The organism is Halorientalis regularis (genome assembly GCF_023698535.1).
Classification (GTDB): Archaea; Halobacteriota; Halobacteria; order Halobacteriales; family Haloarculaceae; genus Halorientalis; species Halorientalis regularis.
On the sequence record NZ_JALJCL010000013.1, the window covers coordinates 96,080 to 121,425 of the forward strand.

General features: G+C 59.1%; 18 protein-coding genes, 14 tRNA genes and 2 pseudogenes. 10 read left to right on the forward strand and 24 right to left on the reverse strand.

Going from position 1 to position 25,346, the window contains the following annotated elements; translation table 11 throughout:
• Positions 1-94 precede the first annotated feature (94 nt).
• The 8 genes from MU521_RS16430 (at position 95) to MU521_RS16465 (ending at position 8,917) form a co-directional block, all read left to right on the forward strand.
• Entirely contained in the window at positions 95-2,617 is a 2,523-nt protein-coding gene (locus MU521_RS16430) for a hydantoinase B/oxoprolinase family protein (RefSeq protein ID WP_092693936.1), read from the forward strand.
• A gap of 16 nt (positions 2,618-2,633) precedes the next feature.
• Positions 2,634-3,146, forward strand: coding sequence for an acetone carboxylase subunit gamma (locus MU521_RS16435; protein WP_092693938.1), 513 nt, complete (start codon positions 2,634-2,636; stop codon positions 3,144-3,146).
• A gap of 32 nt (positions 3,147-3,178) precedes the next feature.
• A complete protein-coding gene (locus tag MU521_RS16440; protein ID WP_092693940.1) occupies positions 3,179-4,744 on the forward strand; it encodes a long-chain-fatty-acid--CoA ligase in 1,566 nt (521 codons plus the stop codon).
• Positions 4,744-5,160: a VOC family protein gene (locus MU521_RS16445; protein WP_092693942.1), complete on the forward strand. Its 417-nt coding sequence runs from the start codon at positions 4,744-4,746 to the stop codon at positions 5,158-5,160. The genes MU521_RS16440 and MU521_RS16445 overlap by 1 nt, the downstream gene beginning before the upstream one ends.
• 182 nt (positions 5,161-5,342) lie before the next feature.
• A complete protein-coding gene (locus MU521_RS16450; RefSeq protein WP_092693944.1) occupies positions 5,343-6,023 on the forward strand; it encodes a helix-turn-helix domain-containing protein in 681 nt (226 codons plus the stop codon).
• Positions 6,020-6,418, forward strand: a complete 399-nt coding sequence (locus MU521_RS16455; RefSeq protein ID WP_092693946.1) for a hypothetical protein — start codon at positions 6,020-6,022, stop codon at positions 6,416-6,418. Before MU521_RS16450 ends, MU521_RS16455 begins: the two co-directional genes overlap by 4 nt.
• Positions 6,408-8,300: a hydantoinase B/oxoprolinase family protein gene (locus MU521_RS16460; protein ID WP_250864814.1), complete on the forward strand. Its 1,893-nt coding sequence runs from the start codon at positions 6,408-6,410 to the stop codon at positions 8,298-8,300. Before MU521_RS16455 ends, MU521_RS16460 begins: the two co-directional genes overlap by 11 nt.
• Positions 8,291-8,917, forward strand: coding sequence for a hypothetical protein (locus MU521_RS16465; RefSeq protein WP_250864815.1), 627 nt, complete (start codon positions 8,291-8,293; stop codon positions 8,915-8,917). The genes MU521_RS16460 and MU521_RS16465 overlap by 10 nt, the downstream gene beginning before the upstream one ends.
• A gap of 205 nt (positions 8,918-9,122) precedes the next feature.
• Here MU521_RS16465 and MU521_RS16470 read toward each other — a convergent pair whose 3' ends face one another.
• The gene (locus MU521_RS16470) at positions 9,123-9,965 is read right to left on the reverse strand and encodes a CBS domain-containing protein (protein ID WP_092693952.1); all 843 of its coding nucleotides are present in this window, start codon (positions 9,963-9,965) and stop codon (positions 9,123-9,125) included.
• Positions 9,966-10,085: 120 nt separating this feature from the next.
• Here MU521_RS16470 and MU521_RS16475 point away from each other — a divergent pair, with 120 nt between their 5' ends.
• Positions 10,086-10,442: a DUF8165 family protein gene (locus tag MU521_RS16475; RefSeq protein ID WP_092693954.1), complete on the forward strand. Its 357-nt coding sequence runs from the start codon at positions 10,086-10,088 to the stop codon at positions 10,440-10,442.
• Between the two features lie 124 nt (positions 10,443-10,566).
• Here MU521_RS16475 and MU521_RS16480 read toward each other — a convergent pair whose 3' ends face one another.
• From MU521_RS16480 to MU521_RS16545, 15 genes are all read right to left on the reverse strand, one after another.
• A complete protein-coding gene (locus tag MU521_RS16480; protein ID WP_092693956.1) occupies positions 10,567-11,610 on the reverse strand; it encodes an HNH endonuclease in 1,044 nt (347 codons plus the stop codon).
• Positions 11,611-11,768: 158 nt separating this feature from the next.
• Positions 11,769-12,257, reverse strand: a complete 489-nt coding sequence (locus MU521_RS21685) for a DUF8154 family protein (protein ID WP_092693957.1) — start codon at positions 12,255-12,257, stop codon at positions 11,769-11,771.
• A 212-nt stretch (positions 12,258-12,469) separates the two neighbouring features.
• Positions 12,470-13,714 (reverse strand): hypothetical protein, encoded by a 1,245-nt coding sequence (locus tag MU521_RS16485; RefSeq protein WP_175452905.1) that lies wholly within the window; start codon positions 13,712-13,714, stop codon positions 12,470-12,472.
• Between the two features lie 288 nt (positions 13,715-14,002).
• Positions 14,003-14,305 (reverse strand): hypothetical protein, encoded by a 303-nt coding sequence (locus MU521_RS16490; RefSeq protein ID WP_092693958.1) that lies wholly within the window; start codon positions 14,303-14,305, stop codon positions 14,003-14,005.
• 144 nt (positions 14,306-14,449) lie between these two features.
• Positions 14,450-14,524 (reverse strand) — tRNA-Gly (locus MU521_RS16495).
• Between the two features lie 25 nt (positions 14,525-14,549).
• A complete protein-coding gene (locus tag MU521_RS16500; RefSeq protein ID WP_092693959.1) occupies positions 14,550-16,079 on the reverse strand; it encodes a TROVE domain-containing protein in 1,530 nt (509 codons plus the stop codon).
• Between the two features lie 64 nt (positions 16,080-16,143).
• Positions 16,144-16,331 (reverse strand) — tRNA-Arg (locus MU521_RS16505).
• A gap of 743 nt (positions 16,332-17,074) precedes the next feature.
• A tRNA-Phe gene (locus tag MU521_RS16510) sits at positions 17,075-17,146 on the reverse strand.
• A gap of 4 nt (positions 17,147-17,150) precedes the next feature.
• Positions 17,151-17,226, reverse strand: a tRNA-Glu gene (locus MU521_RS16515).
• 5 nt (positions 17,227-17,231) lie between these two features.
• Positions 17,232-17,371: transfer RNA gene (locus MU521_RS16520), tRNA-Cys, on the reverse strand.
• 3 nt (positions 17,372-17,374) lie between these two features.
• Positions 17,375-17,496 (reverse strand) — tRNA-Ala (locus tag MU521_RS16525).
• Positions 17,497-17,700: 204 nt separating this feature from the next.
• Positions 17,701-17,774, reverse strand: a tRNA-Gly gene (locus tag MU521_RS16530).
• A 114-nt stretch (positions 17,775-17,888) separates the two neighbouring features.
• Positions 17,889-17,959 (reverse strand) — tRNA-Val (locus MU521_RS16535).
• 4 nt (positions 17,960-17,963) lie between these two features.
• A tRNA-Ile gene (locus tag MU521_RS16540) sits at positions 17,964-18,037 on the reverse strand.
• A 3-nt stretch (positions 18,038-18,040) separates the two neighbouring features.
• Positions 18,041-18,113 (reverse strand) — tRNA-Val (locus tag MU521_RS16545).
• A gap of 356 nt (positions 18,114-18,469) precedes the next feature.
• On the opposite strand from MU521_RS16545, the gene MU521_RS16550 reads away from it, so the two are divergent.
• A complete protein-coding gene (locus MU521_RS16550; protein WP_092693960.1) occupies positions 18,470-19,807 on the forward strand; it encodes an RNA-guided endonuclease InsQ/TnpB family protein in 1,338 nt (445 codons plus the stop codon).
• 330 nt (positions 19,808-20,137) lie between these two features.
• Here the strand turns inward: MU521_RS16550 and MU521_RS16555 are convergent.
• From MU521_RS16555 to MU521_RS16590, 8 genes and pseudogenes are all read right to left on the reverse strand, one after another.
• Positions 20,138-20,209, reverse strand: a tRNA-Tyr gene (locus tag MU521_RS16555).
• A gap of 348 nt (positions 20,210-20,557) precedes the next feature.
• Positions 20,558-20,628 (reverse strand) — tRNA-Ala (locus tag MU521_RS16560).
• Positions 20,629-20,965: 337 nt separating this feature from the next.
• Positions 20,966-21,039 (reverse strand) — tRNA-Asp (locus MU521_RS16565).
• A 10-nt stretch (positions 21,040-21,049) separates the two neighbouring features.
• A tRNA-Gln gene (locus MU521_RS16570) sits at positions 21,050-21,125 on the reverse strand.
• 589 nt (positions 21,126-21,714) lie between these two features.
• Entirely contained in the window at positions 21,715-22,194 is a 480-nt protein-coding gene (locus MU521_RS16575) for a toxin-antitoxin system TumE family protein (RefSeq protein WP_092693962.1), read from the reverse strand.
• Between the two features lie 3 nt (positions 22,195-22,197).
• On the reverse strand, positions 22,198-22,791 hold the full coding sequence (locus tag MU521_RS16580; RefSeq protein ID WP_092693963.1) for a DUF7342 family protein: 594 nt from the start codon (positions 22,789-22,791) through the stop codon (positions 22,198-22,200).
• An 82-nt stretch (positions 22,792-22,873) separates the two neighbouring features.
• Positions 22,874-23,294: pseudogene (locus tag MU521_RS21690) on the reverse strand (ArsR family transcriptional regulator).
• Positions 23,295-25,233: 1,939 nt separating this feature from the next.
• Positions 25,234-25,346: pseudogene (locus MU521_RS16590) on the reverse strand (IS630 family transposase); the annotation flags it as partial.

Genomic DNA, 25,346 nt, shown 5'->3' on the forward strand with positions numbered 1-25,346 from the left:
CCGGTTCGGTTGGTGCGAGCCTCGGGCAGTAGGTGCACTACACGAGCCCGCATCTGGCTCGGAACAGATGCACCCGAACACGCTTTGACCATCTATGAGCCAACAACAACAGTCCGAGGAAGACTTCCCTCGCATGCGACGCGAGAAGGAGAAGGTCCACGAAAAGGAAGAAAACGGTGAAGGTATCGGCTGGGGCGGCCAATCGCTCCGTGAGCAGTTTGAAGAACTCGAACGGAAGACGGAGGAGAGCGGCCACTACGCCGGTATCGACGAACTCGAATTAAAAAACGAGGAGCCGATCGAGTACGAGCAGATGTTCTCGCAGCTCCGGGGTGACCTGGTGACGGCGCGCGAGACATCAAAAGAAGTCGCCGCCACACCGATCGTTGAACAGGAAGGCGAGCTGTGCTATGGCCTCTTTACCCCCGAAGGTGATTCCATCGCCGTCTCGACGGGGATTATCGTCCACATTCACACGATGAGCGAGGCCATCAAGTACATGATCAATCACGACTACGAAGAGAGTCCCGGTATCGAACCGGGCGACGTTTTCGTCAACAACGACGTGGACGTGGGCGACGTACACGCCTGTGACATCATGACGCTGATCCCCATTTTCCACGATGGGGAGCTGGTCGCCTGGGCCGGCGGTGTCAACCACGTCATCGACACCGGCGCCATCGGGCCCGGGAGTATGAACGTCTCGCAGTCTTCCCGCTTCGGTGACGGTGCCTACTACACCGCGCGCAAAATCGGTGAGGATCTCGAACTGTACAACTCCTGGAAGAACGACTATCCCGACAAAACGCGAACGCCGGACTTCCTGAAACTCGACGAACGAACGCGGATGACCGGCTGTCTGATGATCCGGGATGCAGTCAACGAGATGATCGACGAGTATGGCGTCGACAAGTTCAAACAGCTGTCCCGCGAGGCCGTCGAAGACGGCCGCCGTGGATTCCGCAACCGCATCGAGAAGACGATGCTGCCGGGCACCTATCGCGGCGCCTCGTTCGTTGACGCCCTCTACGAAGGACAGGATAACCTCACGCGGTCCTATGCGAACGAGAACCACCTGATGCACGCACCCTCGGAGCTGCACGTCCGCGAGGACGGTTCCTTCCAAGTCTCGTTCGAGGGTGCGAACAAGTGGGGCTGGCACCCCTACAACTGTACGCCGGCCGCGATTCAAGGCGGCATCTGGGTGATGCTCACCCAAACCGTCATTCCCAACGCGAACGTCAACGACGGCGCCTACTATAGCTGTGACTTCCACCTGCCGGAAGGATCGTGGGCGAACACGCAGAACACGGAGACAGCCCATGCCTACGCGTGGCACTTCCTCGTGTCCGCCTGGGCACCGCTGTGGCAACACTTGTCCCGTGGCTACTACGCCCGCGGGTTCTGGGAGGAAATCAACGCTGGCAACGCCAACACGTCGAACTGGCTCCAGGGCGGCGGCATCGACCAGTTCGACAAACTCCACGCCGTCAATTCCTTCGAGTCGGCGTGTGAGGGTGTCGGCGCCCGCTACGTCGAAGACGGTGAACCCCACGCGGCAGCCATCTGGAACCCCGAAGGCGACATGGGCGACGCGGAAGTGTGGGAAATGACTGAACCGCTGCCGTTCCTGGGTCGTGCCGTCAAGCCCAACACCGGCGGTGCCGGTCGGCGCGCCGGCGGCGCTGGATTCGAGTCGATGCGCACCGTCAAAGACGTCAGCCGGTGGTTGCTCTACGAGATGGGGAACGGCTACATGACCAGCGACGGCGGGCTCTTCGGTGGCTACCCCGCAGCCTCGGGGTATATCCTCAACGCCCAGGATACGGACCTCAAGGAACGGTTCGAGAATCAGGAGGACTACCCGCAGCACGATCTCGATCCCGAAAGCGGTGACTTCGAGTCCAAAATCGACGGCGAGATCACGCGTCGGCCGGAGGGCATCAGCACGCCCAAGCAGTTCGACGACTACGACATGTACCTGAACTACCTCCGCGGTGGTTCGGGACTGGGCGATCCGCTCGAACGTGACCCCGAAGACGTGCTTTCGGATATCCACGACGGCTACGTGCTCCCCCGGCACGCCAGGGACGCATACGCTGTCGTCGTCGAAAAAGTCAACGAGGAGGCAAAGCACAACTCCGCCGTTCAAGGCGAGTGGGAAGTCGACGAGGAAGCAACCCAACAACTCCGCGCCGAACGTCGTGAAGAGCGTGCGGAAAAGGCCCAGCCGGTCACGGAGTGGCTCGAAGAGGAGCGTGACCGAATCATCGAGGAAGAGGATCTCATCGACGACGTCAAGAAGACCTACGCGAGCAGCATGCGGATGAGCAAACAGTTCGCGGAGTTCTATCACGAGTTCTGGGATCTGCCTGAGGGCTTCGAATTCGATCTCAGCGAGAAGGCCGAGAAGTCGCTCGAGAACCGCTTCAAGACTGGCTTCAAGCGGAAGTGGAAGAATCCCACCAAAGGTCACGAGACGTGGTGGGGTGTCGGCCGCGACGACGAACCTGCGGTTCCCTACACGTGGAACTCTGACCGCTCGATCAAGGATCTCTCGAGCCCCGACGCGTCGTTTGGCGAACCGACCTCCGGAAAAGCAATGGATGACGACTGACAAGAGGTGACAAACAATGCCAGAATCCTATCCACGCGAACACATCGAAGATCTCGTCGACGACAATCTCGAGTGGAACCAGTTGCACGACATGATGAGCGACTTCAAAGATGCTGATCGCTTCCAGAAGGTCCGCGACGTGCTCCAGGAGCGCGTCGATTGGGACGATCCGATTATCATCCCGTATGCGGACCATCTCTACGTCGTGGCCAAATCAGACGATAAGTGGATCATCAAGTGTGATTGCGGTCACGAGTTCTGTGAACACGACGAGAACTGGAAGGCTGACGCGCTGATCAACGTCCGCGACACCGAAGAGGAGTATCTCGACATCTACCCGGAGAATATGCATCCCCATCCCGATTACATGGAACTGCGGGAGTTCTTCTGTCCCGGATGCAAGACGCTGCTCGAAGTGACGAACGTGATGCCAGGCTACCCACTCATCCACGAGTTCGAACCTGACATCGAGACGTTCTACAACGAGTGGATCGACGAGCCGATCCCGACGCCCGAGCAGACAGCATAGCAGGACAGACACTGTCTCTTTCCTGACGACCTATGTCCGCACAACCAACACTGAAACATCTGTACGAGTCGATACTGCGTCGCCACGCGTCAGCACCGGCCATCTCGTTCGACGACCAGACGGTGACCTACGACACACTCGATGCGCAGTCGGCACGCCTTGCCAACGCACTCGTGGAACTCGGCCACGACCGAGAGGACCGCGTGGGGGTGCTCATGTCGAACCGGCCCGAATACGCCGTCGCCGATATCGCGCTTGCGCGTGCTGGGCTGGCGAAAGTGCCGCTGAATGACATGCTCGGGCCCGATGACATCGAGTATATGCTTGCCAACAGTGATGCAACGACAGTCATCGCGGGGCCGAACTTCGTCAACACGGTGCGGGATATCGTTCCGGCGGTCCCGACACTGGATCGGATTATCGGCATTCAGACTGCTGACCAGGTCGCGGAAACAGCCGAGTACCATCAATTCGAGGCGCTGCTCGACGCAGCGACGCCATCAACACCGGACGTCGCAGTCACTGCGGATACCCTCGCTGGCGTCTTCCATACAGGTGGTACCACAGGCGATCCGAAAGGAGTGAAACACACACAAGAAAACCTCGTTTTGAACGCCCACGCACACGCTCTCGAACTCAACATCCAACCCCGCGACAAACTCCTGTTGATGACGCCACTGCCCCATTCGGCTGGTCTCATCCTGGCCGGTGGGTTAACGCAGGGGAGTCACCACGTCGTCACCCAGGGGTTCGATGCAGAGCGTGCGCTCAGGCTCATCGAGCAACGCGACATCGCGTGGACGTTCATGGTGCCGACGATGGTGTACCGTCTCCTCGATACACTCGACGGGCAGTCGTTCGATACGGCATCGCTGGAGACGCTGGTCTATGGCGCTGCACCGATGAAACCCGACCGCCTCCGGGAAGGGCTGGACAAGCTCGGAGACGTCTTCGTGCAACTGTACGGTCAATACGAGACACCGGATCTCATCACGGTTCTCCCGAAGACAGCTCACGACCCGGCGGACGAGCAACGCCTGTCGTCGTGTGGGCTGCCGACAGCGATGTGTGAGGTCAAAGTCGTTGACGACGATGGCGAGGCGGTTCCGCCCGGCCAACCGGGCGAGATTCTGGCTCGCGGGGCTTACTCCATGACGGGCTACTACGAGTTGCCCGAAGTAACTGCCGAGACGATGGACGACGGCTGGATCAAAACCGGTGACATCGGGAAGCGAGACGAAGACGGATATCTCTACATCGTCGATCGGGATGCCGATGTCATCATCAGTGGTGGCATGAATGTCTACTCCGTGACGGTTGAGGACGTCGTCCAGCAACACGAGCAGGTCGCCAACGTCGCTGTCATCGGGATCCCTGACGACGAGTGGGGTGAGGCTGTCACAGCTGTCGTCGTTCCCGAAGGCGACACGATCGACCGAACTGCAATCCGATCGTTTTGTGCCGACCGATTGGCCGATTATGAAGTCCCGAAAACCGTGGAGGTGGTTGATGAACTGCCGACGACGCCGTACGGAAAAATCGACAAGAAGCAGCTTCGGGAACCGTACTGGGAAGACGAGACACGGGAGGTGAGCTGATGCACATCGACCACATCGGTATCCTCGTTGATGATATCGAGTCGCATACATCCCTCTTCGAAACCCTCGGATTGGACGTCAGTGCTGTGGAAACGGTCCCAGGGTTCGGGGTCCGTATCGCGTTTCTTCCCGTCGGCGAGAGTTTACTCGAACTGGTCGAACCACTTGAGGAGGGATCGGACCTTACCGCGGAACTTGCTGAGACTGAGCAGAGGGCCCTGTTACATCATGTTGCCTTGCGGGTTGATGATATCGAGGCGTGGTTGACAGACCTGAAATCGCTGGACGTTCCTCTGGCAGACGAGACTCCGCGGCAGGGAGCAGGCGAAGCACGCGTCGTGTTTTTGGAGCGGCGAGCAGCCAACGGCATTCGAATCGAACTGGTCGAACGCAACAGTGAACCAGCATTCCTCTGATGACGTAAGGGGAAAACATATATCGCCTCCGTTCGTGCAAATCGTTACCATGGTTTCTCCGTTGGCGTCTGTACCCAGCCACTCCAGAGCTTGGACGGCATGGTCTGAACACATGTGAGGTTGTTGGCGAACAGGCAGAGCAGCATGAGAGACCACAGAGACGACGGGCAACTCACTGATACATGCTCAGAATCGAGTTTCAGCTTGGCATGGCGGGGATTCCGTCACGACTCCTCGAGACTGGGGAAGCGGTCGAAAGCATCGAAATTGACAACGCAATGCCTGTGGCAAACAGTGCTGTGTTTCTTTTTTTGACGGTCCGAACCGATTCTGAGGTCACCGAAGACAGCCTTGCGATGGAACTCCCCGGGCTCGAGATCATCGACATGTCACAAGCAGAGGTCAGCTCGCATACCTACTATCTGGGTGTGATCGCCGATTCGACAGACGTGACCGTCTTCGGGTTGCTGACGGAGAATCGAGCGATTCCACACCGCATCGTGGGCAAGAATTCGCAACTGGAGGTTGTTGCCTCTGTTCGTGACTGGAATCACCTGAAAGAGGTCGCCAGTGCTGTCGAGGAAGAATACGGGTCACTCGAGCTACTCGGGACGACACAGACCAACCGCATCGGGTTCCCGTTGGGAAGCAACAAAATCAAACAAAGCATGTCGGGGAAACTCTCCGACGAGCAGTTGGAAGTGCTGGAGACTGCCTATCAGATGGGGTATTTCAAAGTCCCACAAGAGGTAACCGCCGAAGAGATTGCGGCCGAGCTCGATATCAGTAGGTCCACGCTGAGCGAACGGCTCCGTCGTGTCCAGCACAACTTCTGTAAACTCCTCTTTGGACCGCAAGAATGAGTACGATTATCATTATCGACTCTGTCGAGGAAGAATCTGCGGTCGAGGAGATCCTTGATTCTATCGTGACGGCTGGTGAGACGGTCTATTTCCTGCGATTGTCGAGCGCTCGAGGGCTTGGACCACTCATCCAAGCGATCAATCCGATGCTCAACTACGGCGTGGAGTATACCATTGACTGCCTTCCAGAGAATTATGACGCGTCAGATCTTGCCGCCTTCGCTGTCGAGGTTGACGCGTCACGGATCTGTATCGGTATTTCGGAGCGAACGCTCACTGGTAAGGCTCGCATCGACGACGCCACGCAATCGATTTTACTCCACGATGGGATTTCGGGTGACTTGGTGGTTGGAGAGGACGCAATCATCTTGGAGGAACTTGAGTATGGTCAATAACCAATCCAGACGCGAGCAACGGCAAGCGGAAGCACAGCGCGAAAAAGAGAAACTACGAGAAAAGCAACGCCGGGGCGAGGGCATCGGTTGGGGCGGGAAAACCCTCCGCGAACAGTTGGCGATGCTCGAGGACAAGACAGAAGCGACGGATCACTATGCCGGTCTATCGGATCTCTCGATGAAGGATGACGATCCGATCCGCTACGAGCAGTTGTACTCCCGTCTCCGTGGCGATCTAGTCACAGCACGCGAGACGTCGAAAGAAGTCTCCGCTACACCGATTGTCGAGCAGGAGGGTGAGTTGTGCTATGGCCTCTTTACCCCTGAAGGTGACTCTATCGCCGTTTCGACGGGGATCATCGTCCACGTCCACACGATGAGCGAGGCGATTAAATTCATGATTAATCACGACTACGAAGACAACCCTGGCATCGAACCAGGTGATATCTTCGTCAACAACGACCCTCACGTCGGGGACGTGCATCCGTGCGATCTGATGACGCTGATCCCCATTTTCCACGATGGGGAATTGGTCGCCTGGGCCGGCGGTGTCAACCACGTTATCGACACTGGTGCCATCGGGCCCGGGAGCATGAACGTCTCACAGGCATCTCGTTTCGGCGATGGCGCCTACTATACCGCGCGTAAAATCGGTGAAGACTTCGAACTGTATAACTCGTGGCGGAAAGAGTATCCTGCGAAGACGCGGACCCCGAATTTCCTGAAACTCGACGAACGAACGCGTGTGACCGGCTGTCTGATGATTCGCGACTCCGTGAAAAACCTCATCGATCAGGTTGGCATCGAGACGTTCAAACAACTCTCACGAGAGGCCATTGAAAACGGGCGTCGAGGGTTCCGGACGCGCATCAAACGGACAATGTTCCCGGGGACCTACCGCGGCGCCTCATTCGTTGACGCCCTCTACGAGGATCAAGAGAACGTCACTCGTGAGTATGCCAACGAGAACCACATCATGCACGCTCCCTCAGAGTTGCACGTCCGCGAAGACGGAACATTCCAAGTGTCCTTTGAGGGCGCGAACAAGTGGGGGTGGCATCCCTACAACTGCACGCCCGCCGCAATCCAGGGTGGGATCTGGGTGATGCTCACACAGACTGTCATCCCGAACGAACTCGTCAACGATGGGGCCTACTACGCCTGTGATTTCCATCTCCCCGTCGGCTCTTGGGCAAACACCCAGAATACAGAAACAGCCCACGCCTACGCGTGGCACTTCCTCGTGTCCGCCTGGGCACCGCTGTGGCAGCACCTCTCCCGGGGGTATTACGCCCGCGGGTTCTGGGAGGAAATCAACGCTGGCAACGCCAACACGTCGAACTGGCTCCAGGGCGGCGGCATCGACCAGTTCGACAAACTCCACGCCGTCAATTCCTTCGAGTCGGCGTGTGAGGGTGTCGGCGCCCGCTACGTCGAAGACGGTGAACCCCACGCGGCAGCCATCTGGAACCCCGAAGGCGACATGGGCGACGCGGAAGTGTGGGAAATGACTGAACCGCTGCCGTTCCTGGGTCGTGCCGTCAAGCCCAACACCGGCGGTGCCGGTCGGCGCGCCGGCGGCGCTGGATTCGAGTCGATGCGCACCGTCAAAGACGTCAGCCGGTGGTTGCTCTACGAGATGGGGAACGGCTACATGACCAGCGACGGCGGGCTCTTCGGTGGCTACCCCGCAGCCTCGGGGTATATCCTCAACGCCCAGATACAGACCTCAAGGAACGGTTCGAGAACCAGGAGGACTACCCACAGCACGATCTTGATCCTGAAAGCGGCGATTTCGAATCCGAAATCGACGGCGAAATCAATCGGCGGCCGGAGGGCATCAGCACGCCCAAAGAATTCACCGACTACGACATGTACCTGAACTACCTCCGCGGTGGGTCAGGACTCGGGGACCCGCTCGAACGTGACCCCGAAGACGTGCTCTCGGACATCCACGATGGGTACGTGCTCCCGCGCCACGCTGCGGATGCCTACGGCGTTGTCGTCGAGAAAGTCGACGACAACGCGAAACACAACTCTGCGGTGGAAGGTGAGTGGGAGATTGACGACGAAGCAACCGAGCAACGGCGCCGCGAGATGCGTGAGGAGCGCACCGAAGACGCCAAACCTGTCTCGGAATGGTACGAGGACGAACGAGCACGGATTATTGAGGAAGAGGCGCTCATCGACGACATCAAGAAGACCTACGCGAGCAGCATGCGGATGAGTGACCATTTCGATACGTTCTTCCGTGAGTTCTGGAACCTGCCCGAGGACTTCGAGTTCGATCTCAGTGAGCAAGCCGAACGGTCACTCGACAATCGATTCGACACGGGACTTCGTCCGATGTGGGACAATTACACTCAGCGACACAAAACGTGGGCAGACGTTGATGACGAGCCGTACGTCCCATATACTTGGCTCAATCGGTCTATCCAAAGCCTATCCGGGCCAAAGGCTACCTTCGGCGACCACAAGCAAGCAACCGACGACGATTGATTTCCTTGTTCGGTCGTGAGTGAGAACCCTCTCTGGCTTCGGCGGCAGCTCGCTCGTGGCGCTTCTCGACCTGTCGCATCTCCTCAGGATTGTTGTGATATGGTAGTATCGCTCCGAGAGAGGGCCGAGGCGGAGTCAATCTGGAATTTCGAGTTGGTTGCCGTATCCGATGGCCGTCAACACGACTGGTGACTCGAGGAACCGATCAGGTTTCAGGGTGGGATTGGGCGGGTTGTGCTGCTCCCGGATCGTAGCCAGCCTCTTGCAGGTTGTCGAGGACGTCAGTGATGGTATCGAGGGTATTGTAGAGGTTTTCGGTGGTGCGGCCTTCGGTGAGGAAGTCGTTGCTGTCGGTGTTTTCGACGAGGAGGTTGGCGTGGGCGACGTCGTTGCGGAGCCCGGTGATGTCGTGGAGGCGAGTCTCAGCGGTCCCGTTGGTGGAGAAGCCGCAGGTTTCCCAGCAGGCCTTGATGTTGGTGACGATGGTTTCGAGCGTGGAGAATTGCGCGTAGTGGAGTTCGTCTAAGGCGACGTTCGCGGCTTGTGCGTCTTCGTATCGGTCTTGGATATCCTCAAGCTCATCGACAGTAACGGGTGTGTTCTTCCAGTCGGGCGTTGTGTCGAGGATGAGTTCGCGGAGGTGTTCTTCGAGGTAGGTGATGCGGTCGAAGAGGTAGATGCGCGCTGGGGCGGTGTTGAGGTCGGCGCGGGTGAGGATGCCGGTGACGTGGTTGTGCCCGCCGAGAAAGTATACGGGATGTTCGATGAGGGCGTCGAGGACGGTGGGGAAGGCGGCGTCGCCGCTGATTAGGTAGTTGATGGTCAGTGGGGTGAGGTGGTCGTCGAGAGTGTCGCCGTCGTCGTCCGTTGTGACGTCGTCTTTGTGAAGGAACCCGATTGGCTCGTCGTCTGCGTAGACTGGGGCGGCGTCGTAGCCGTTCTCGTCAAGCCATGTGGCGGCGTCGCTCGGAGCCATATTGTCGTCGAGAGATACGACTGAGTGCGTGGCGAGTTCGGCTGCTGTACAGTCGTACAAATCGCGGGGCATATCGACTCGTGGGGTGGCTGGATAGTCAAACTGAGGGACGGAGGTGCCTGCTGAGGTCGGGAGTACGGAAGTCACCCATCACAAATTTAATGCTCATGGGGCATATATTCTCAACTATTAATGCCCAAAGAGCATTTTCAGTCGGCGACGGCGAGCATCGACTACGGGGACGCTGCCGAGCTGTTCCCTGTCGATGATCTTGATGCTGAGGTACTCCAGCATCGGGATGCCCAACTGGAACTTGCCGATGTTGACGGCGAGGATGTCGTTGTTGTTGCCCCGACGAGTCTCGCTACCAGCTACTTTCTCACTCAGCACGCACTCACCGCGATTCCCATCGATAGTCTCCCACCAGCGGCCCAGGCACAACTCGGCGAAGAGGTTACGGCTTCCCTCGACACGTTCGAGCTCATTCAGATCGGGAAATGGACCACTGACAGCCCGAACCACTCACTTGCCGAATTTGGAAACCCCTGACCGTTTAGTGGTGGCTCGAATTGGCCGAAGATCAGCAATACCTTCGCCTGCCAATGACCACTAATCTCGAAGAAGAATACCCGGAGGCCGCCCTGTACATCCGGCAAGCTGTTGGAAGAGTGAGTTATAGCCATGAGAGACCCGCGTTGAGTTCTTCGAGGAACGATGGCCGAATCTCAACAGTCGGTGGGAACGAGAGTTGGTCGTCTTGTCGATTGAGGATGGTTTCGCGAAGGAAGGGATGGGCTGGGTCGAATGAGGGACTCGTTTGGATGCGGTAGTCGCTGTCGATGGTGAACAGCGCGGCATCGAACGCACGGTGGTGCAGCGAGTTCAACACGAGCACATTCTCCGGGTGTTCAGCTAAGTCAGGGTGCTGACTCCGGGGGAGGACGTGCGCGAGATCCAGCAAAGCATCTTCTTGAATGCCAGTCAGGGTGCACTCGTGGCCGTAGCGTTCGAGTGTGTCTGCCCGGAAGGCGTCGCTCACGGTGATTTCCGCAGTCTCATAGCGGCGAACCCGGCCGCTCGAATCGAGGGGTTCACCGGTCGGCCATTGTGCGACCTCTCCTGACTGGACCCACTGCTGCCAGACGTCGGGTGCCGCGCTGTCATCGTTCTGCTGGGCGCGCTCGTGCAGCCAGGTGACGGGGACGGTGTTGGTGTTGAGGATTGAGAAGTGGAACTGGTAGTTCGGGACCTGTGTTCCGTCCTCAGCACGGTATGCGCGCACCTCGAGGTGGTCGGGAACGCAGAGGCCGCAGAATTCGACGACGCCTGATTCGGGTTTGCGGAAGACGAGAACCGGCGGGACGTTCTCGCGCCGACCGGCCGCGGCGTTGTCGAAGGCGGCTTTGATTTTCTGGTTCTGTGTGGACTCGTCGTAGGGGTTGTCGGCTTTCGCGTCGCCCCAGTAGCTGATGTACCCGGCGTTGACAGCGAGGGTGTCCTCCCACGGGTCGTCGTGCTGGGAGATACCGCTGTCGTTGGAGACGAGAACGAGTGCTGCGGGCGTGTCAGACCGGTCCGCACCGAGGTCGCGGATGCCGCCGGTGTTCTTGATGCCGGTGTCGAGCGGGCCGCGAATCCATCGGAGGAACTGGTCGTCCGGGTTGCGGTAACTCCCGGTGTCGCGGTATTGTTGCCCGACCCGGAACGCGTGTTGCATGCTACCGCGGCATTACATCCGTTAGTCAATAAATGCCTGCGTGATACTCAAAAGAGAGCTCAGGATGTGACCTTGTTGGACTTGCCGTAATAGAGCTTGGCGTTGCCGTCCTCCCTCAGGTTACTCACCTTAGCCGGCTGAATGAGAACCAAGATCCGTCACTCTAGAGAGTTGCAGACGCAGACCCCGCCTTCCCGGATCTGGTCTGTCGCGTACTTGTGGACGCTTCGAGCGAGTTGCTGCATTGTCTCCGCTTGACGTTCTGTCGGGCGTCGGCCGCCATAGTAACTGTCTGTGCGGTTGGTGTTGTACAGCTGCCGGAGTTTGCGTGTTGTCGCATCGGAGAGCAGGCCGAGGGCGGTTGCGCCGTCGTAGCAGGTGGTGTGGTCGTGAAAGTCATCGAGATCGTCGCCACCTTCAGCTAGGGCGTAGGCTTCGACGGAGCGTTCGGTCGCGCCGAAGCACAATTCGATTGTCGCGGTATAGAAGCCTTGGCTGGAGAGTGTATCGACCGCCGCCAGCAGCCGGCATGCTTTTGTCAGCTGGGTTTTCCAGTCGGCGTCGGAATTGATCGCGTCTTCGCGCGTCGGGACACCGTATCCTTCTTCGTTGAATGCGTCGATAGCTGCGGCGAGTGCGTCGAGGATGGCTTGCGGGTTAGAGGTCTCTACTCATCGAGATCACCGTCGAAGACCATATCTCGAACGGTCTCGAACTTCTCCGAGTCCTAGACAACGAGACCATCGCCGAGTACGTCGCGGAGCTCGTCAGTGTAGTTCCAAGAGATCGCAACGACACACGCCACGTATGCCATTCTGGTCGCGATGACTGCTCCAGCTCAGTTTCGTCGTCGACGTCATCACGCATCGGTCTCACCGTCCAGCTGGGCGAGGCGGTCCCCGAGTACTGAATCCGAGCTCTGGAAGAGCTGATAGCCGGCGAGGAGAAGCGCCGCGGCCGCGGGCTGGGTCAGTTCCACGCTCCCGGCCGCGAGGTCGACGGCGTTCGTGGTGCTGGCGATCACGAGAGCGGTCACGAACATGAGCGTTAGCAGGACCATGCCGCTGGGAAGGAGCCGTCGACGCGTCTTCCCCAGTTGGTCCAGGAGCGGCAGGCCGACGACGCGATCCCAGACTGACCGGCCGCGCTCCTCGAGGTGATCGATTGCTTCCGTCCCAGCTGTGAGAACAGCCGGCCCGATCTGGCTCTGGTTCTCGGCCGAGTCCAGGAAATCCGACAGCGTGGTATTCTCGATCGACTTCTGTGCGTGGGTTTCCAACGGATCTTCGTTCCCATCGATGTCGTCGTCACTCGCGCGGTAGCGCTCCGGCGTCAGCTGGTCGAGTTCCCACAGATCGTTGTTCGCTCGGATCTCGCTGAAGGTCCGCGGCTCGTCCGGTAGATGGTACGGGATCGTGACGTCGCGGTTATAGGCTTCCTGGAGGGCCATCCGTAGCCGATGATCAGATTTCGTCACGTAGTAGATCGCGGTCGAGAGGTACTTCCAGCCGATAAAATTCGTAATCATCACAGGATTCATTCCGCGAAGAATGAGGTTGTTGACGGCTGTCGCGCGTAACGACTGGGGATAGAGGTTGACATCGACCGCGTCACAGACCTCTTCGAGCCGGAGCAATCGGTTGCGGTACGTCTGCTCGGTCATCGGGGCTTCATACCCACCGTAATACTCCAGATACAGGTCGATCATCTCGCTTTGGCGTTCGGTAAGAACGGGGATCTTGCGCCCTCCGGCGTGGGACTTGGGCGACCAGTACTGGTCGATGAAGTCGGTCCAGTGGGCATCGTCGGCGTCAGCATCCCGTGCGGCCTGCTTGGCGAGCATCCGACAGACAGGACAGTCGTCACTGCACTCGAGGCCAGTCGGGATCTGGTAGTCGACGATCTCGCCTTTGTAATTGCGGATCACGTAGTCATCGCACGTGTGCAACACCTCTGCGTTGCGCCCGCCGAGGCGACCGGCGAACACCAGTAGACCCGACATTTCGACTGCTCTGGCAGGATCTTTGATCGTGGCTGCTTTCTGAAACAGCGTCTCGAACTCATGGGGAGGGAGAACGTCGTCGACGCCAGATCTGCGAACCATATCCGAGAATACTGGCGATTCACGTAAAAGGGTTAGAGGGGGTCGCCATCGGAAGCACGGTCTCCCGACGACCGATGTGTACTTAAACACCCTCAGAACATATTTAAAGAATCGCGTGCATCCGGCACCGGTTAAGTACTCCGCTCAGCGTTACGTAAAAACGGTCTGCCGTCAATTCGAGATAACACCAGTCAGTGGCTGAGCGGGACGATTCTTCCCCCGATATTTTGTCAGGCGTACTCACCACGTTTCTCGTCGTCCCTATTCACATCAACCGACTGGGGAGCATCACTCGCTGGTCTCCAGCCGGTCGATGGTGTCGACACAGACCGCGTCGGAGAGCCGCTCGCGAAGATCCTCGACGGCCGCGCCGCTCTCGATGGTGACGGCGACGGTCACGAGCGTCGCGGTGAACCGCGGTTCGAGCCCGCGGAGCCCGTCGACGGTGACTGCGTGGACGCCTTCGACGCGACCGAGTCGCTGTTCGGCGCCGGTCGCGAGGTCGGCCCCGGCGCTGTCGGGGATTCGGACGGCGAGCACTGCCGGCACGGTCGTCGTGTTCTGTTCAGTGTCGGTGTCTGTGATTGCCATGTGTGTCACCTCCGTTGGAGAGCGGCGCGAGAATCGACCCGTGCGAACCGATGAGTTCGCAGGGAGATTCTCGGTCGGTGCGAGCGGCGAGACGCGACGCGTCGAGCCGCGAGCCGCGCGGTAGCACCGCGAGCCACACTCCGATGCGCGAGGAACGATTCGAACGCTCGTCTCGGCCCTGGCGAGGCCGCGTGATCGGCCAGGCTACACCACTCGCGCGCACTTCGAAAAATTGGAATCCGCACTACTGCGGTTCGACAGCATCGATCTCGTCGATGACCTGCATCGGCTGTTCAGCGTGCTGGATGAACTCCAAAACGTTCTCCGACCAGCCGGAGACGTTGTACACGTCCTCGTAGCCCTCTGGCGTGACGAGGTCGCCGTAGGACGCCAGGTCGATCAGGTACAGCGACGCGTCCGGCGCGACTCTGTCTCGGTAGGCGTCGAACTCCTCGCGAACCGTCGCGGCGTCGTCACTGAACCCGATTCGGGAGTCCCAGATCTGCATGTCGGTGAACACGACGATGCGGTCGACGGCGATACCCTCCTCGCGGAGGTGTCGCAGCGCCTTCCAGCCGTTCGTCGAATGACCGACGTCTTCGTCGATGCCCAGCAGGGCGTCCTGTCGCTGGAGGACCGGCGCGTCGGCGTGCATCGGGACCTCCCGGAAGTCGTCACCGAAGCCACCGACGCGGGCACCGCGGTCGGCGAGGATCGCGCCGAACAGCGAGCCGATCTCCTTGTACCGGAGGGTGCCGTTCTGCGAGAGCGTCGCGTCCATCGACCCCGAGAGGTCGACGGCGACGAACGTCTCGCCCAGGCCGTCGGGGACGGTCTCGACGGCCACGTCGATGGCCTGTTCCAGCCAGCGCTCGACGGCCGGCGCGTCGATCCGGGCCGCTTGGAGGGCCTTGTAGGCCTGGTAGTACCGGAACGGGTACAGCGGGGCGTGCCGGACCGCCTCGAGGTCGAGGTGGTCGACGATCGTTGCCTCGTCGACGCCGGCCTCGAGCATGTTCCGGAGGTTCCGGATCGACGCGAAGATCGGCAGGGTGTACGCCTCGTCTTCGATCAGTGTTTCCCAGGCTTCACGGGTGTTCCCGCGCTCGGAGATCACCGTCTCCCAGGTGTTCGGGGCTGGGAGCGGTTCGACATCCGGGTAGTCGTCGAGGTCGCCGCGCATGAACCGCTCGAAGAGGGCCTCCTGGTCGGCGTCGACCGGCGTCGGGTGGACGCGGTTGAACACGTCGTGGAGCGTCACCTCACGCCGCGAGAGGGTGTACTTCCCGAGCGTGTACGCGTCGGCCATCTCGACGAGGGCGTCTTCGATACCGCGCCGGAGCGGCCACGGCGCGGTGCCGCCGAAGAGGTCGTCGTGGACCGCCAGCGCGGTCGCCGTCTCGTCCATTCGCTGTACGATCGACGGCGTCCACTCGCGGATCAACGACTCGTCGGAGTCGTCTTTAAACCGGTCGTCGTTGGCCGCCAGCACGAGCAGTACCTGCGGCACGTCACGCAGGTACAGCTCCTGCCGAGCGTAGGCGGCGAGTTTGAGGACGAACTCGGGGTCGTCATCGGCCGCGGCGTCGAATCGCTCGACGATGGCCTTGAGATGTGCCTCGTCGGACTCGTAGTACGAGTCCTCGAGCAGCTGGTTGATCGTTCGTTTGTACAGGGCGAGTCGCGGATCGACAGGCGCGAACGCCGCACCACCTTCGTGGTTGGTCGTCCGTGTCGCCTCCGCGAGTGTCTCTTTAGTATCGTTGAATTTCATACTACCACCGGAGCCGTAACAGACGGCTCCAGACTGACTGCCAGCGGGGACCGCAGGCAGCGAACGCCCTCGGCAGGAGTCGAACCAGAGGAAGACTCGCGCTCCGCGCGAGACTTCCAGGGCTCAAATTCGCTTTGCGAATTTGAACCTGCGACACCCGGCTTCGAAGGCCGGTGTCCCCGCGAACGGAGTGAGCGGGGGCTCGTCAGAGCTTGCTCTGACGGTGCTCTGTCCAGACTGAGCTACGAGGGCAGGCAGTGGTCGGAAGATCACCGGCGCGTGTGGATCAGCATGCTACCAGATTACACCAGGGCGGAGGTTCCGCCCCCAGGATTCGAACCCGGATCTCCGGCTCTTGAGGCGAAGGAACGCGCCGGTTCGACGACCACTATGAGTGGTGGCGACCGGGAAACCATCGGAACGGGGTCCGGTGTCGGGACGCTCCCTTTGCCCGGACTTCACGATAGACCGGCTGGTCTACCGCCGAGATTTGAACCCGGGGAATCCTGAGCGAAGTAACGCTCCGACTCGACGGTCGCCGCAATGACTGGTGGGTGGCCGGAAAACCGATGGAGCGGGTGCGGGAGTTGACCCCGCTGGGTGCCAGAGTGAAGGAACGCTCCGTCTCCACGGCCACCCAGTTGGGACGGGGCTCGGTGCCCCAGGCCGGCAGAGCGGATCGAACGCTCACAGCCACCTTACAAGGGTGGTGTCCTCGTGAGGCCCGGTAGGCCGAACGAGGGCTCGTCAGAGCTCGCTCTGACGGTGCTCTGCCAGTTGAGCTATGCCGGCACGAATTCGGGTCGGGGCTAGGCCCGAAGCCTGCGCCAGGGATCGAACCTGGACGGCATCCATACCACGGAAGTGCTCTGCCAATTGAGCTACACAGGCGCAGGGCCGGGTGTGAGTCTCGAACTCACTGCTCGGTCGTCACAGGACCGAAGGTTCCCTGGTACCCCAACCCGGCCATACAATTTCCCGCCAACGGCGGGGAATGGAGCGACCAGGACTCGAACCTGGACCGCCAGCGTTTCAGGCTGGTGCTCTCCCAATTGAGCTATCGCTCCGCAGTGCTTCCGAAGGGAATTGAACCCTCGACTTCCAGCTCGAAAGGCTGGCGTCCCTCGCCATCGGGGACTCCGGAAGCACAGAAGCCGCGGATCGGATTCGAACCACGTCCGGACGTGCTCACTGCGTTGCGGCCGCCGGGTTTGCTCTGGAAACCGCCGGTTTCCAGACCGATGTGATCCTGCTCTGCGGGCAGGTGCGTTCGACCACTCTGCCATCGCGGCCGATGGACGCCCCCGGGAGTCACGAGAAAGAAGTGAGCGTGACGCCGTCTTATTGGTCCGACGGAACTCGAACCCGGTGCCTCCCGCTTGCGAAGCGGGCGCTCTGCCAATTGAGCTAGGGGCCCACGAGAGTGAGAGTCAGGATATGCGGGACTACGCGGTCCCGAACGCCTGGGGACGGAGTCGAACCGTCCACGACCAGGGTAACAGCCCGGCTCCCCCACCACGGGGGACTCCCAGGCACGAGAAAGAGGGGGCCCGACGGGATTCGAACCCGCTATCTTGCGGTTAAAAGCCGCCTGCCTGTACTCATAGGCTCCAGGCCCGCATGCGTCACCCCGGATTCGAACCGAGACTACTGGCTTGGAAGGCCAGTGTCCTCGCCAGATTAGACCAGTGACGCAAGAGTAGACACCCCCGGGACTCGAACCCAGAGCCTTCGTCCTGCCAGGACGCTGCTCTGCCGATTGAGCTAGGGGCCCGCGTGGCACCGAGGACCTCCAACCCTCGCTGCCAATGGACGCACGAGGAATCGAACCTCGATCACAGCCTCGTGAGGGCCATATCTTGCCGTTGGACCATGCGTCCTGAGTGGGCACGGGAGGACTCGAACCTCCGACGAATCCGTTATCAGCGGATCTCTCTGACCAACTGAGGTACGCACCCGGATTGGCGGGGCAGGAGTCGAACCTGCGATCTCGCCGGAGTCAGCGGCGCGTCCACTCCACTGGACTACCCGCCATTGCGGGACCAGGAGTCGAACCTGGATCTCGTCCATACCACGGTCGCACTCTGCCGATTAAGCTACGCAGGCTGAGGGCCGGGTACGAGTCTCGAACTCGCCGCTCGACCGTCACAAGGTCGAAGGTTGCCAGCTACCTATAACAGCTGGAGAGTCCCGCCCTTCCGGTGAGGGACGAGTGTTCCGACATACGGTCGGAACCGAGGACCGAACAGGGCGGGCGTGAAGCGCGTAAGCTCTAATGAGATTCTGCCGAGAGATTGTTGGCCCTGAGTCTCCAACAAGACGGACGAGGTTCACTTCCACTGCGGATGGCTGACATTCAAACCCGAAGCGGACGTACACAGGATTGTCTGATGAAGCGTACCAACACGTTTGCCGTGCGACTGCTCTCCAACGAAGAGGAGCAAGTGCTACGGGACTTGTTGGACGCTTCCGCCGCTCTCTGGAACGAAGTCAATTACCAGCGCCTCATGCGGTACAACGACGAAGACGGCTTCAAGGGCGACGTGTGGGACGCCGATACAGGCCGACTCGAAGGTAAGTACAAAGGTGTTCTCGGTGCGTCCACCGCCCAACAAGTAATTGGGAAAAACACCGAAGCGTGGGAGTCGTTCTTCACGCTCAAAGACCAGTATCACGACGAGTCAAACACGTCGGTCACAGAACACCCCGAACCGCCGGGATTCCGCGGGAACGAAGACGACGGACGTGTTCTCAAAGGCGTCATTCGCAAAGATGCGTACACTGTCGAATGGGGTGAACGGTCCCGACTTGAGATAGTCGTCGGAGAACAACTCCGAGACAGGCACAACAGCCCGAAAAGCCGTCTTCGGCTGGAAGTCGTTGGCGACCCGAACTGGCCTGACTACGAAGACCAGAGCCGGTTGGAATTGTGGTACGACGAGACTGACAGCACCTTCCGAGCTTCGCAACCCGTGACTATTACTGATGCACGGGACACTCCACTGGCCTCAGAGACGGCCGCTCTGGACATTGGTGCAAACAATCTCGTCGCCTGTACCACCACGACCGGCGAGCAATATCTGTACGAGGGCCGCGAGTTGTTCCAGCGATTCCGTGAGACGACACGAGAGATTGCCCGGTTACAATCCAAGCTCCCGGAAGGCCAGTACAGTAGTGAGCGTATCCAGCGACTGTACCGGAAACGCACCCGTCGCCGCGACCACGCTCAAGAAGCACTATGTCGTGATCTGCTAGACCGACTGTACGCCGAAGGTGTCGATACCGTGTATATCGGTGGTTTGACCGACGTGCTGGATACACACTGGTCGGTCGAAACCAACGCCAAGACCCACAACTTCTGGGCGTTCAAGCAATTCACCGAACGACTGGCGTGTACCGCCGAGGAATACGGTATCTCCGTCGAGGTCCAGTCAGAGGCGTGGACGAGCCAAGAGTGCCCGCAGTGTGGCGGCATAGACCGAACGACACGGCATCAGGACACGCTTACCTGTCCGTGTGGGTTCGAAGGGCACGCCGACCTCACAGCGTCAGAAACGTTCCTGAAGCGTCATTCAGAGAAGACAGTCAGGCCGATGGCACGGCCCGTGCGGTTCGAGTGGGACGACCACAACTGGTCGGAGTTACCACGCTCTCACCGTCCCAAAGAACAGCGCACAGACCCGAGTACCGTCCACCACAACGGGAATGTTGCCTCCGGGGAGTCGTAGACCGGCTGAGACTCCCACGGAGGAAACCGCGCCGTCGTCGGGCTACGCCCGACTGCTTGAGGGAGCTTTGCTCCCTCTCCGTTTACGGCGCGGAGGATGTCATTCCACTGGAGCAGGCTGGCCTCGCCAGCTGGGTCATCAGCCACGGGACGGGCAGGACTGAGCGAAGTCGAAGACTTCGCGAAGGCCGGAAGACTCGTCTTCCGGAACTCGAACCTGCAATCTGTTCCGTAGAAAGGAACTGTCGTGCCGATTTGGCTACGAGGGCTCGAATGTCGGGAGAGCAGCGTCTCCCGAGCTCACACCTGTGGCACACTCGCGTGTGCCAAGTCTCCCCGGCACGACTCGAACGTGCGTCTCCTCCTCTACAGGGAGGCGTCGTCGCCGCTGGACCACGGGGAGGTGCTAGAAACCGGGGAAAACCGTAGTGGAGAGTTGTGTGTCGGCTCGATCGCTCTCGCCGCGTACACCGAGGCGTCTCACCCTCGGACCTGCCCGAGTGGCCAGCCCGGTTAATCCCTGGTGCGAGATCGAAGTATCTCCACTACTCGACCCAGTCGTCGAGGTCATCGAGAACGAGCGTGGCCATGGTCTCCCGCGGGAGGGTCGTTCTCTCGCTCGACTTGCAGTGTTGATTGGTGTGCTGTCCAACTCGTGAACTGCGCCGATCGCTGGCAGCCCGTCTTTCTGTCCGGTACTGCTACCATCAAAGGTGTCTGGGCGTTACTCCAGCGCACCGACCGACGCTGATGGACCCGGCCGGATTCGAACCGGCGGCCTCCCGCTTGCAAGGCGGGCGCTCTGCCACTGAGCTACGGCCCCAGAGTACGGGACCACGATTTGAACGTGGGTCCCCGAACAACGCGGGAGGGTCGTTCTCTCGCTCGACTTGCAGTGTTGATTGGTATGCTGTACAACTGTGCGACGGCGAACGACTGTACCGCAACTGTCCGCCGTCGCGAGGCGGGCGTACTTCGGGGTATCCCTGGAATGTCCATCGGATCATGCAGGTTGCAGACCCTTCCGGGCCCAGCTCCCTGCCCGCGTTCGGTACGCGGACAGGGGCTGCCTGCCTCGATGAGCATCCCATTTGGCTCGCGGGTCACTCGCGTTCCCCGCTCGCTCTCGAGGTCCTCCCATTCGGTCGGACCTCGCTGACGCCGACGCCGGGATTTGAACCCGGGTCACGGTCGTGACAGGACCGTATGCTAGCCGAGCTACACCACGTCGGCAGTGTGGCAGTCGCCCCGGCCGGAATCGAACCGGCGACCTCGGGCTCCAAAGGCCCGCGTCCCTCGCCAACGGAGACTCCGGGGCTGTGCAGTGCCGCAGCTATGGCTGTGGGCGAATGGGCGTCCAGCAGCTCAGCGTCCGCTCAGCGCGAACGAAGCTGCACGCTCACACCGCTCTCGGTGAGAGCTGGAATCACGATGCCGCGAGCACCATCCACGGGACCCTCTCGAAGGAGACAGTCCTATCGCTGGATGGAAGGAGGCGGCAGGCCCGTGTTCCCCCGCCCCGGCGGGTAGTCCGCGTAGGGGCCGAGTTATGCGGGCAGTGGTGTCCGGACAGCGCCGGATTGGGTCACGCCATCGCAACTGGCGTAGCCTGGATTCCAGCGTTCCGGATCGGGTTCGTCCCCACGCTGTTTGCGTAGGGGCTCGCCGAAGGTGCCCACGGCTATGGACAAGCGAGCGAGCCGTGGAACGTGGCGAGCTGACATCATACTGAATCTCCTCGGGTTGTGTGCTGTCGACGACTTCAATTACATCTCAACGTGGCAATTGTATTAAATGTGGCTGAGGTATGGTACACATAGACACAATATCGGGTCGGCATACCGTCGTGACAGTTCCAACCTCCGTCTTCATGCAACAAGACGGGCAATTCCCCTTTCTTGGCGCGTCTTAGGGCGGATTCTGTCCAGCATTCAGTGGCTCGAGAGACCTAGAATGATAGGCTACCCGCCAGAGGGTGAGGACAGCACGAGTAACGAGTATCTCGGGAGACTGCTCGATGCAGGACGATTCGACTTCGGTCGGATCGGACGATGCGTTCGGCGGTGGATGGTAGTGTTCCAGGCCCGGTACGTGGACGTACTCGTCGTTGTGTGGATGGCGTCCCCAGCGGAAATTCACGTCATCAGTGTCTGTGTAGTGGTACTTGTAGTCGTCTCGGGTCGTCCATTGGACGTCGATACGAGCCTTCTCTGCATCCAGCAGTCCGTCATCAAGTTCGACTTCGAGGACAGACGGATTCAGGAAGTCGTCGAGCTGGGCCGCTGCGAGCGGTTCCTCGTCGTCGAACAGGTCCCGAATCGCAATCAATGCTGGTCTGTCGATCGCACCGCGCAGTGAGTGGGATTCGGGAGATGGTGTTCCACCCATTGATTACGAGGGTGAGACACTCCCACTGGACGGCTGAGTATCGTCGGTGACGAACTTCTGTGCGTTGGCGATCGAGAGGGCGGCGTTCGCGAACGCGAGATTGCGACGCGTCGTTTGCCACTCCCGCAGTGTTTCCTCGTCGATCGTCTCGGACTCGGTTCCGGTCCCGGAGAGTACGTCGTTCGTGGCTGCGACGGACAATTCTTCGGGCGATTCGACGCCGAATTCGTTCTGATACTCCCGAACTGTCTCGCGCATGTCGGCGACCCGTTCTCGAAGATCGTCGGTCGAGACCTCGGACAGGATGTCGGCAGCCTGCTCCACGACGAGTGACTCTGCCGACCGCTGATAGAGTGTTCCACCGGTCTCACTCGTTGATGTTGTCACGAATCCTTCGTCGGCGAGCGCTTCGAGATGCTTGCGAGCGGTTTTGGGCGAGGTCCGCGCGTCGTCCGCAATAGTCTCGGGCGAGACCGGACTGTAAGTTCTGCTAATGACCTCTCTGACCCGCTCGTACGGTGTGGTCTCTGCTTCCCATTCTTCACCCACCTTCTCGTTGATGTCAGCGAACGATCCTGGACCGGGTGAATCAGTCATGTCTTCATCTACAAGATTCCGTAGTATAGTCCTTTGGCAAGATTCTATACTACAATACTGTTCGGACACTGAGGTTGCGTTGTTACGAGCGGGGCCGGGACATCTGCTCGATATCACAGATTCTGGGTGTCTTTTCGACGGATTGGTACTGCCGCTGCCACGGGTCTGGCGGGAACAGTCCGTTTCTGTCGAACAACTCCCGAGCCTTCTCGGAGAGCTCGTAGAATTTGTACGGATAGTCCCGCTCGCGCTCCCCGGGGTCGAATGTACGCTCTTCGACGACGCCCACACCGGCTAACGTTTTGAGGTGCCGCCGGATCGAATCTTCGCTGAGTGGCGGGTTCATATACGCGAGTTCTTCGACACTGATTGCGCCCTTGGGATGGCCGACGATATCGGCGAGGATGTCCGCCCGCGTTTTTTTCGGTCGCTTTCTGGAGCGCACTCCACGCATTGAACCCGTCTCCCGTGTCCGATGTTTCCGACTCTCCCTCTGGAGTCATATTTGGGGCTTTGTTCTGGATATCCATAACCACTTGCACTCAGATGAGGTTAGTTCTAATATCTCACGCTGCTCTCGTAGAGAGCGTTTCTCTCCCAATAATTCTCCGGCCTGAGATATTTTTGGTGAACAGTAGCTTTTCACCACCCGTTCTGCGGTAATCCTCTCTGATTTGACTCGATATTTGCCCCTGTCTATGTTCGCGAGCCGCATTACTATTTAAACTCGCGTCGATAGAATCCCCATTATCCGCCTTTCCTGTTGCGAATTCCGACCATTCCCTGACACACTTAAATCCGTTACTCTGAGACAGGATGTAGTGCCCGCAGAACGGCCAGTTCTGACAACACACTTACTAAATTTGGGGCCAAATTGGTCGTAATAACATCGCTGTACTGCGGTTTCCACTGTTTCCTTGTGCTTAGAGGGGGCAAGCTCTATTCGTTACACTAAGGGGAAAGACATTGCCGGTAGCGGGCTTGCTGGTGATTTTGTTTGTAGAGCATCCAAACCTATCGAGAGGGAGCACGGTAGTACAGGATAGCAGTCAGTGACCAATAGGATTCGCTCAAAACTGGAAGCTACTGATTCTCAGCACCCCTTGTTTTCGCTCCGATCCTCCAGTTCGTGTGCTGGGTCGGCATCACACTGGCATCTACTATGGGCGTCAATACCCGAAGAAGCTGAACCGGACGTTCAGAGTAGGATCTCTCATTCTTCAGCTGGGCTGTTTTCCGTGAACTGGCTGGCAACGACATCGAACCAATTGACCTGCGTTCAAAGGGTAATTCTCAGTACATCTCAAGTAACATGGAACAAACCCTGAAAACAGCATTTAGAGCTTGTCCTAAGCACATTTCTGGTAAGGGCGCTATTGAGCATAGGGGGCCAGGGTTTATACCTAAATCATGGCTACACAGTGATGCGATCAGAGGAGCCCTGAACGCGATTGACTGACCTTGGCGCACCGTTGGTCAGTAGAATTCGGGACTCTTGCGAGCGGACCGCACAGGCAGGCAAGCACCGACAGTGACAACTATGCGATAAAAGATGTCCGAATCGTTCGATGCCGAAGATATAGTGAATATGCTCCTTTCGGGGGAGCTCTCAGAAGAGGTTCCAGAGGATGAACTGTGGAACTTCCTTGAGGATACCTTGGACAATTATTCGGAGACCTTACTCGACAAGTTTGAGCAGCGCTTCCCCGAAATCTCTCGCAAATCCAGACCGATTGAGGAAGTTATCGAAGAATTCCGCGATAGCAAACTCGAGGAGGTCGATAGCACAGATCACTACGATACCAAGATCGACTACATTGAAGACTATTTCAAGTCCGAGGTGGCTGCCGAAACGACTGATGAGATCACGAGCGAGGACGTTGAACGTTACAGAAACTGGCGGAAATTCGACTCGTTGGACCGCCAAGAGCCGTTAGCTGATTCAACACTGAGTGACGATATGTACCTCTTTGGGGACCTTGTTGGGTATCTATCCAAGCATCGGATGGTGCCGAGCCGGTTCAAACAACTGGTAGAACCGCCGGACTTGGACCCCGGTGAGGGAGTTGACGAGAAAGAGTTGGACCCGAAGATAGCAAATGCGGCCACGTCGTATTTGAAAAAATACCACCGTGCCAGTATCGAGCACGTGATCATGGAAATCGCCTGTCAAGCTGGCCCACGCCTGTCTGGCCTATACAGTCTTGATGTCGACGACTACGACGATGACGATGAGAACTCAACACTCTCCTTCGAACACTCTGAAGAAACTCCACTAAAACATGACGAAGAGAGTGATCGTGAGATCAAATTACGGGGCGAACTCCCTCAACTTCTGGATGAATACTTGGAAGAGCATCGCCCGCCCGAGACTGATGAATTCGGTCGAGAACCACTATTGACCAAGGGTAATGGCCGTATGAGCCGGTCCGACATTAATACTCAAGGACATAAGTACGTGAAGATATTCGGAGGCTCGATGTCATCAAGCGCAATGAGTGCAGCCTCACGAAGTTCATCTAATGTGTCGAAGAGACGGTTTCCAAGAGACTGAT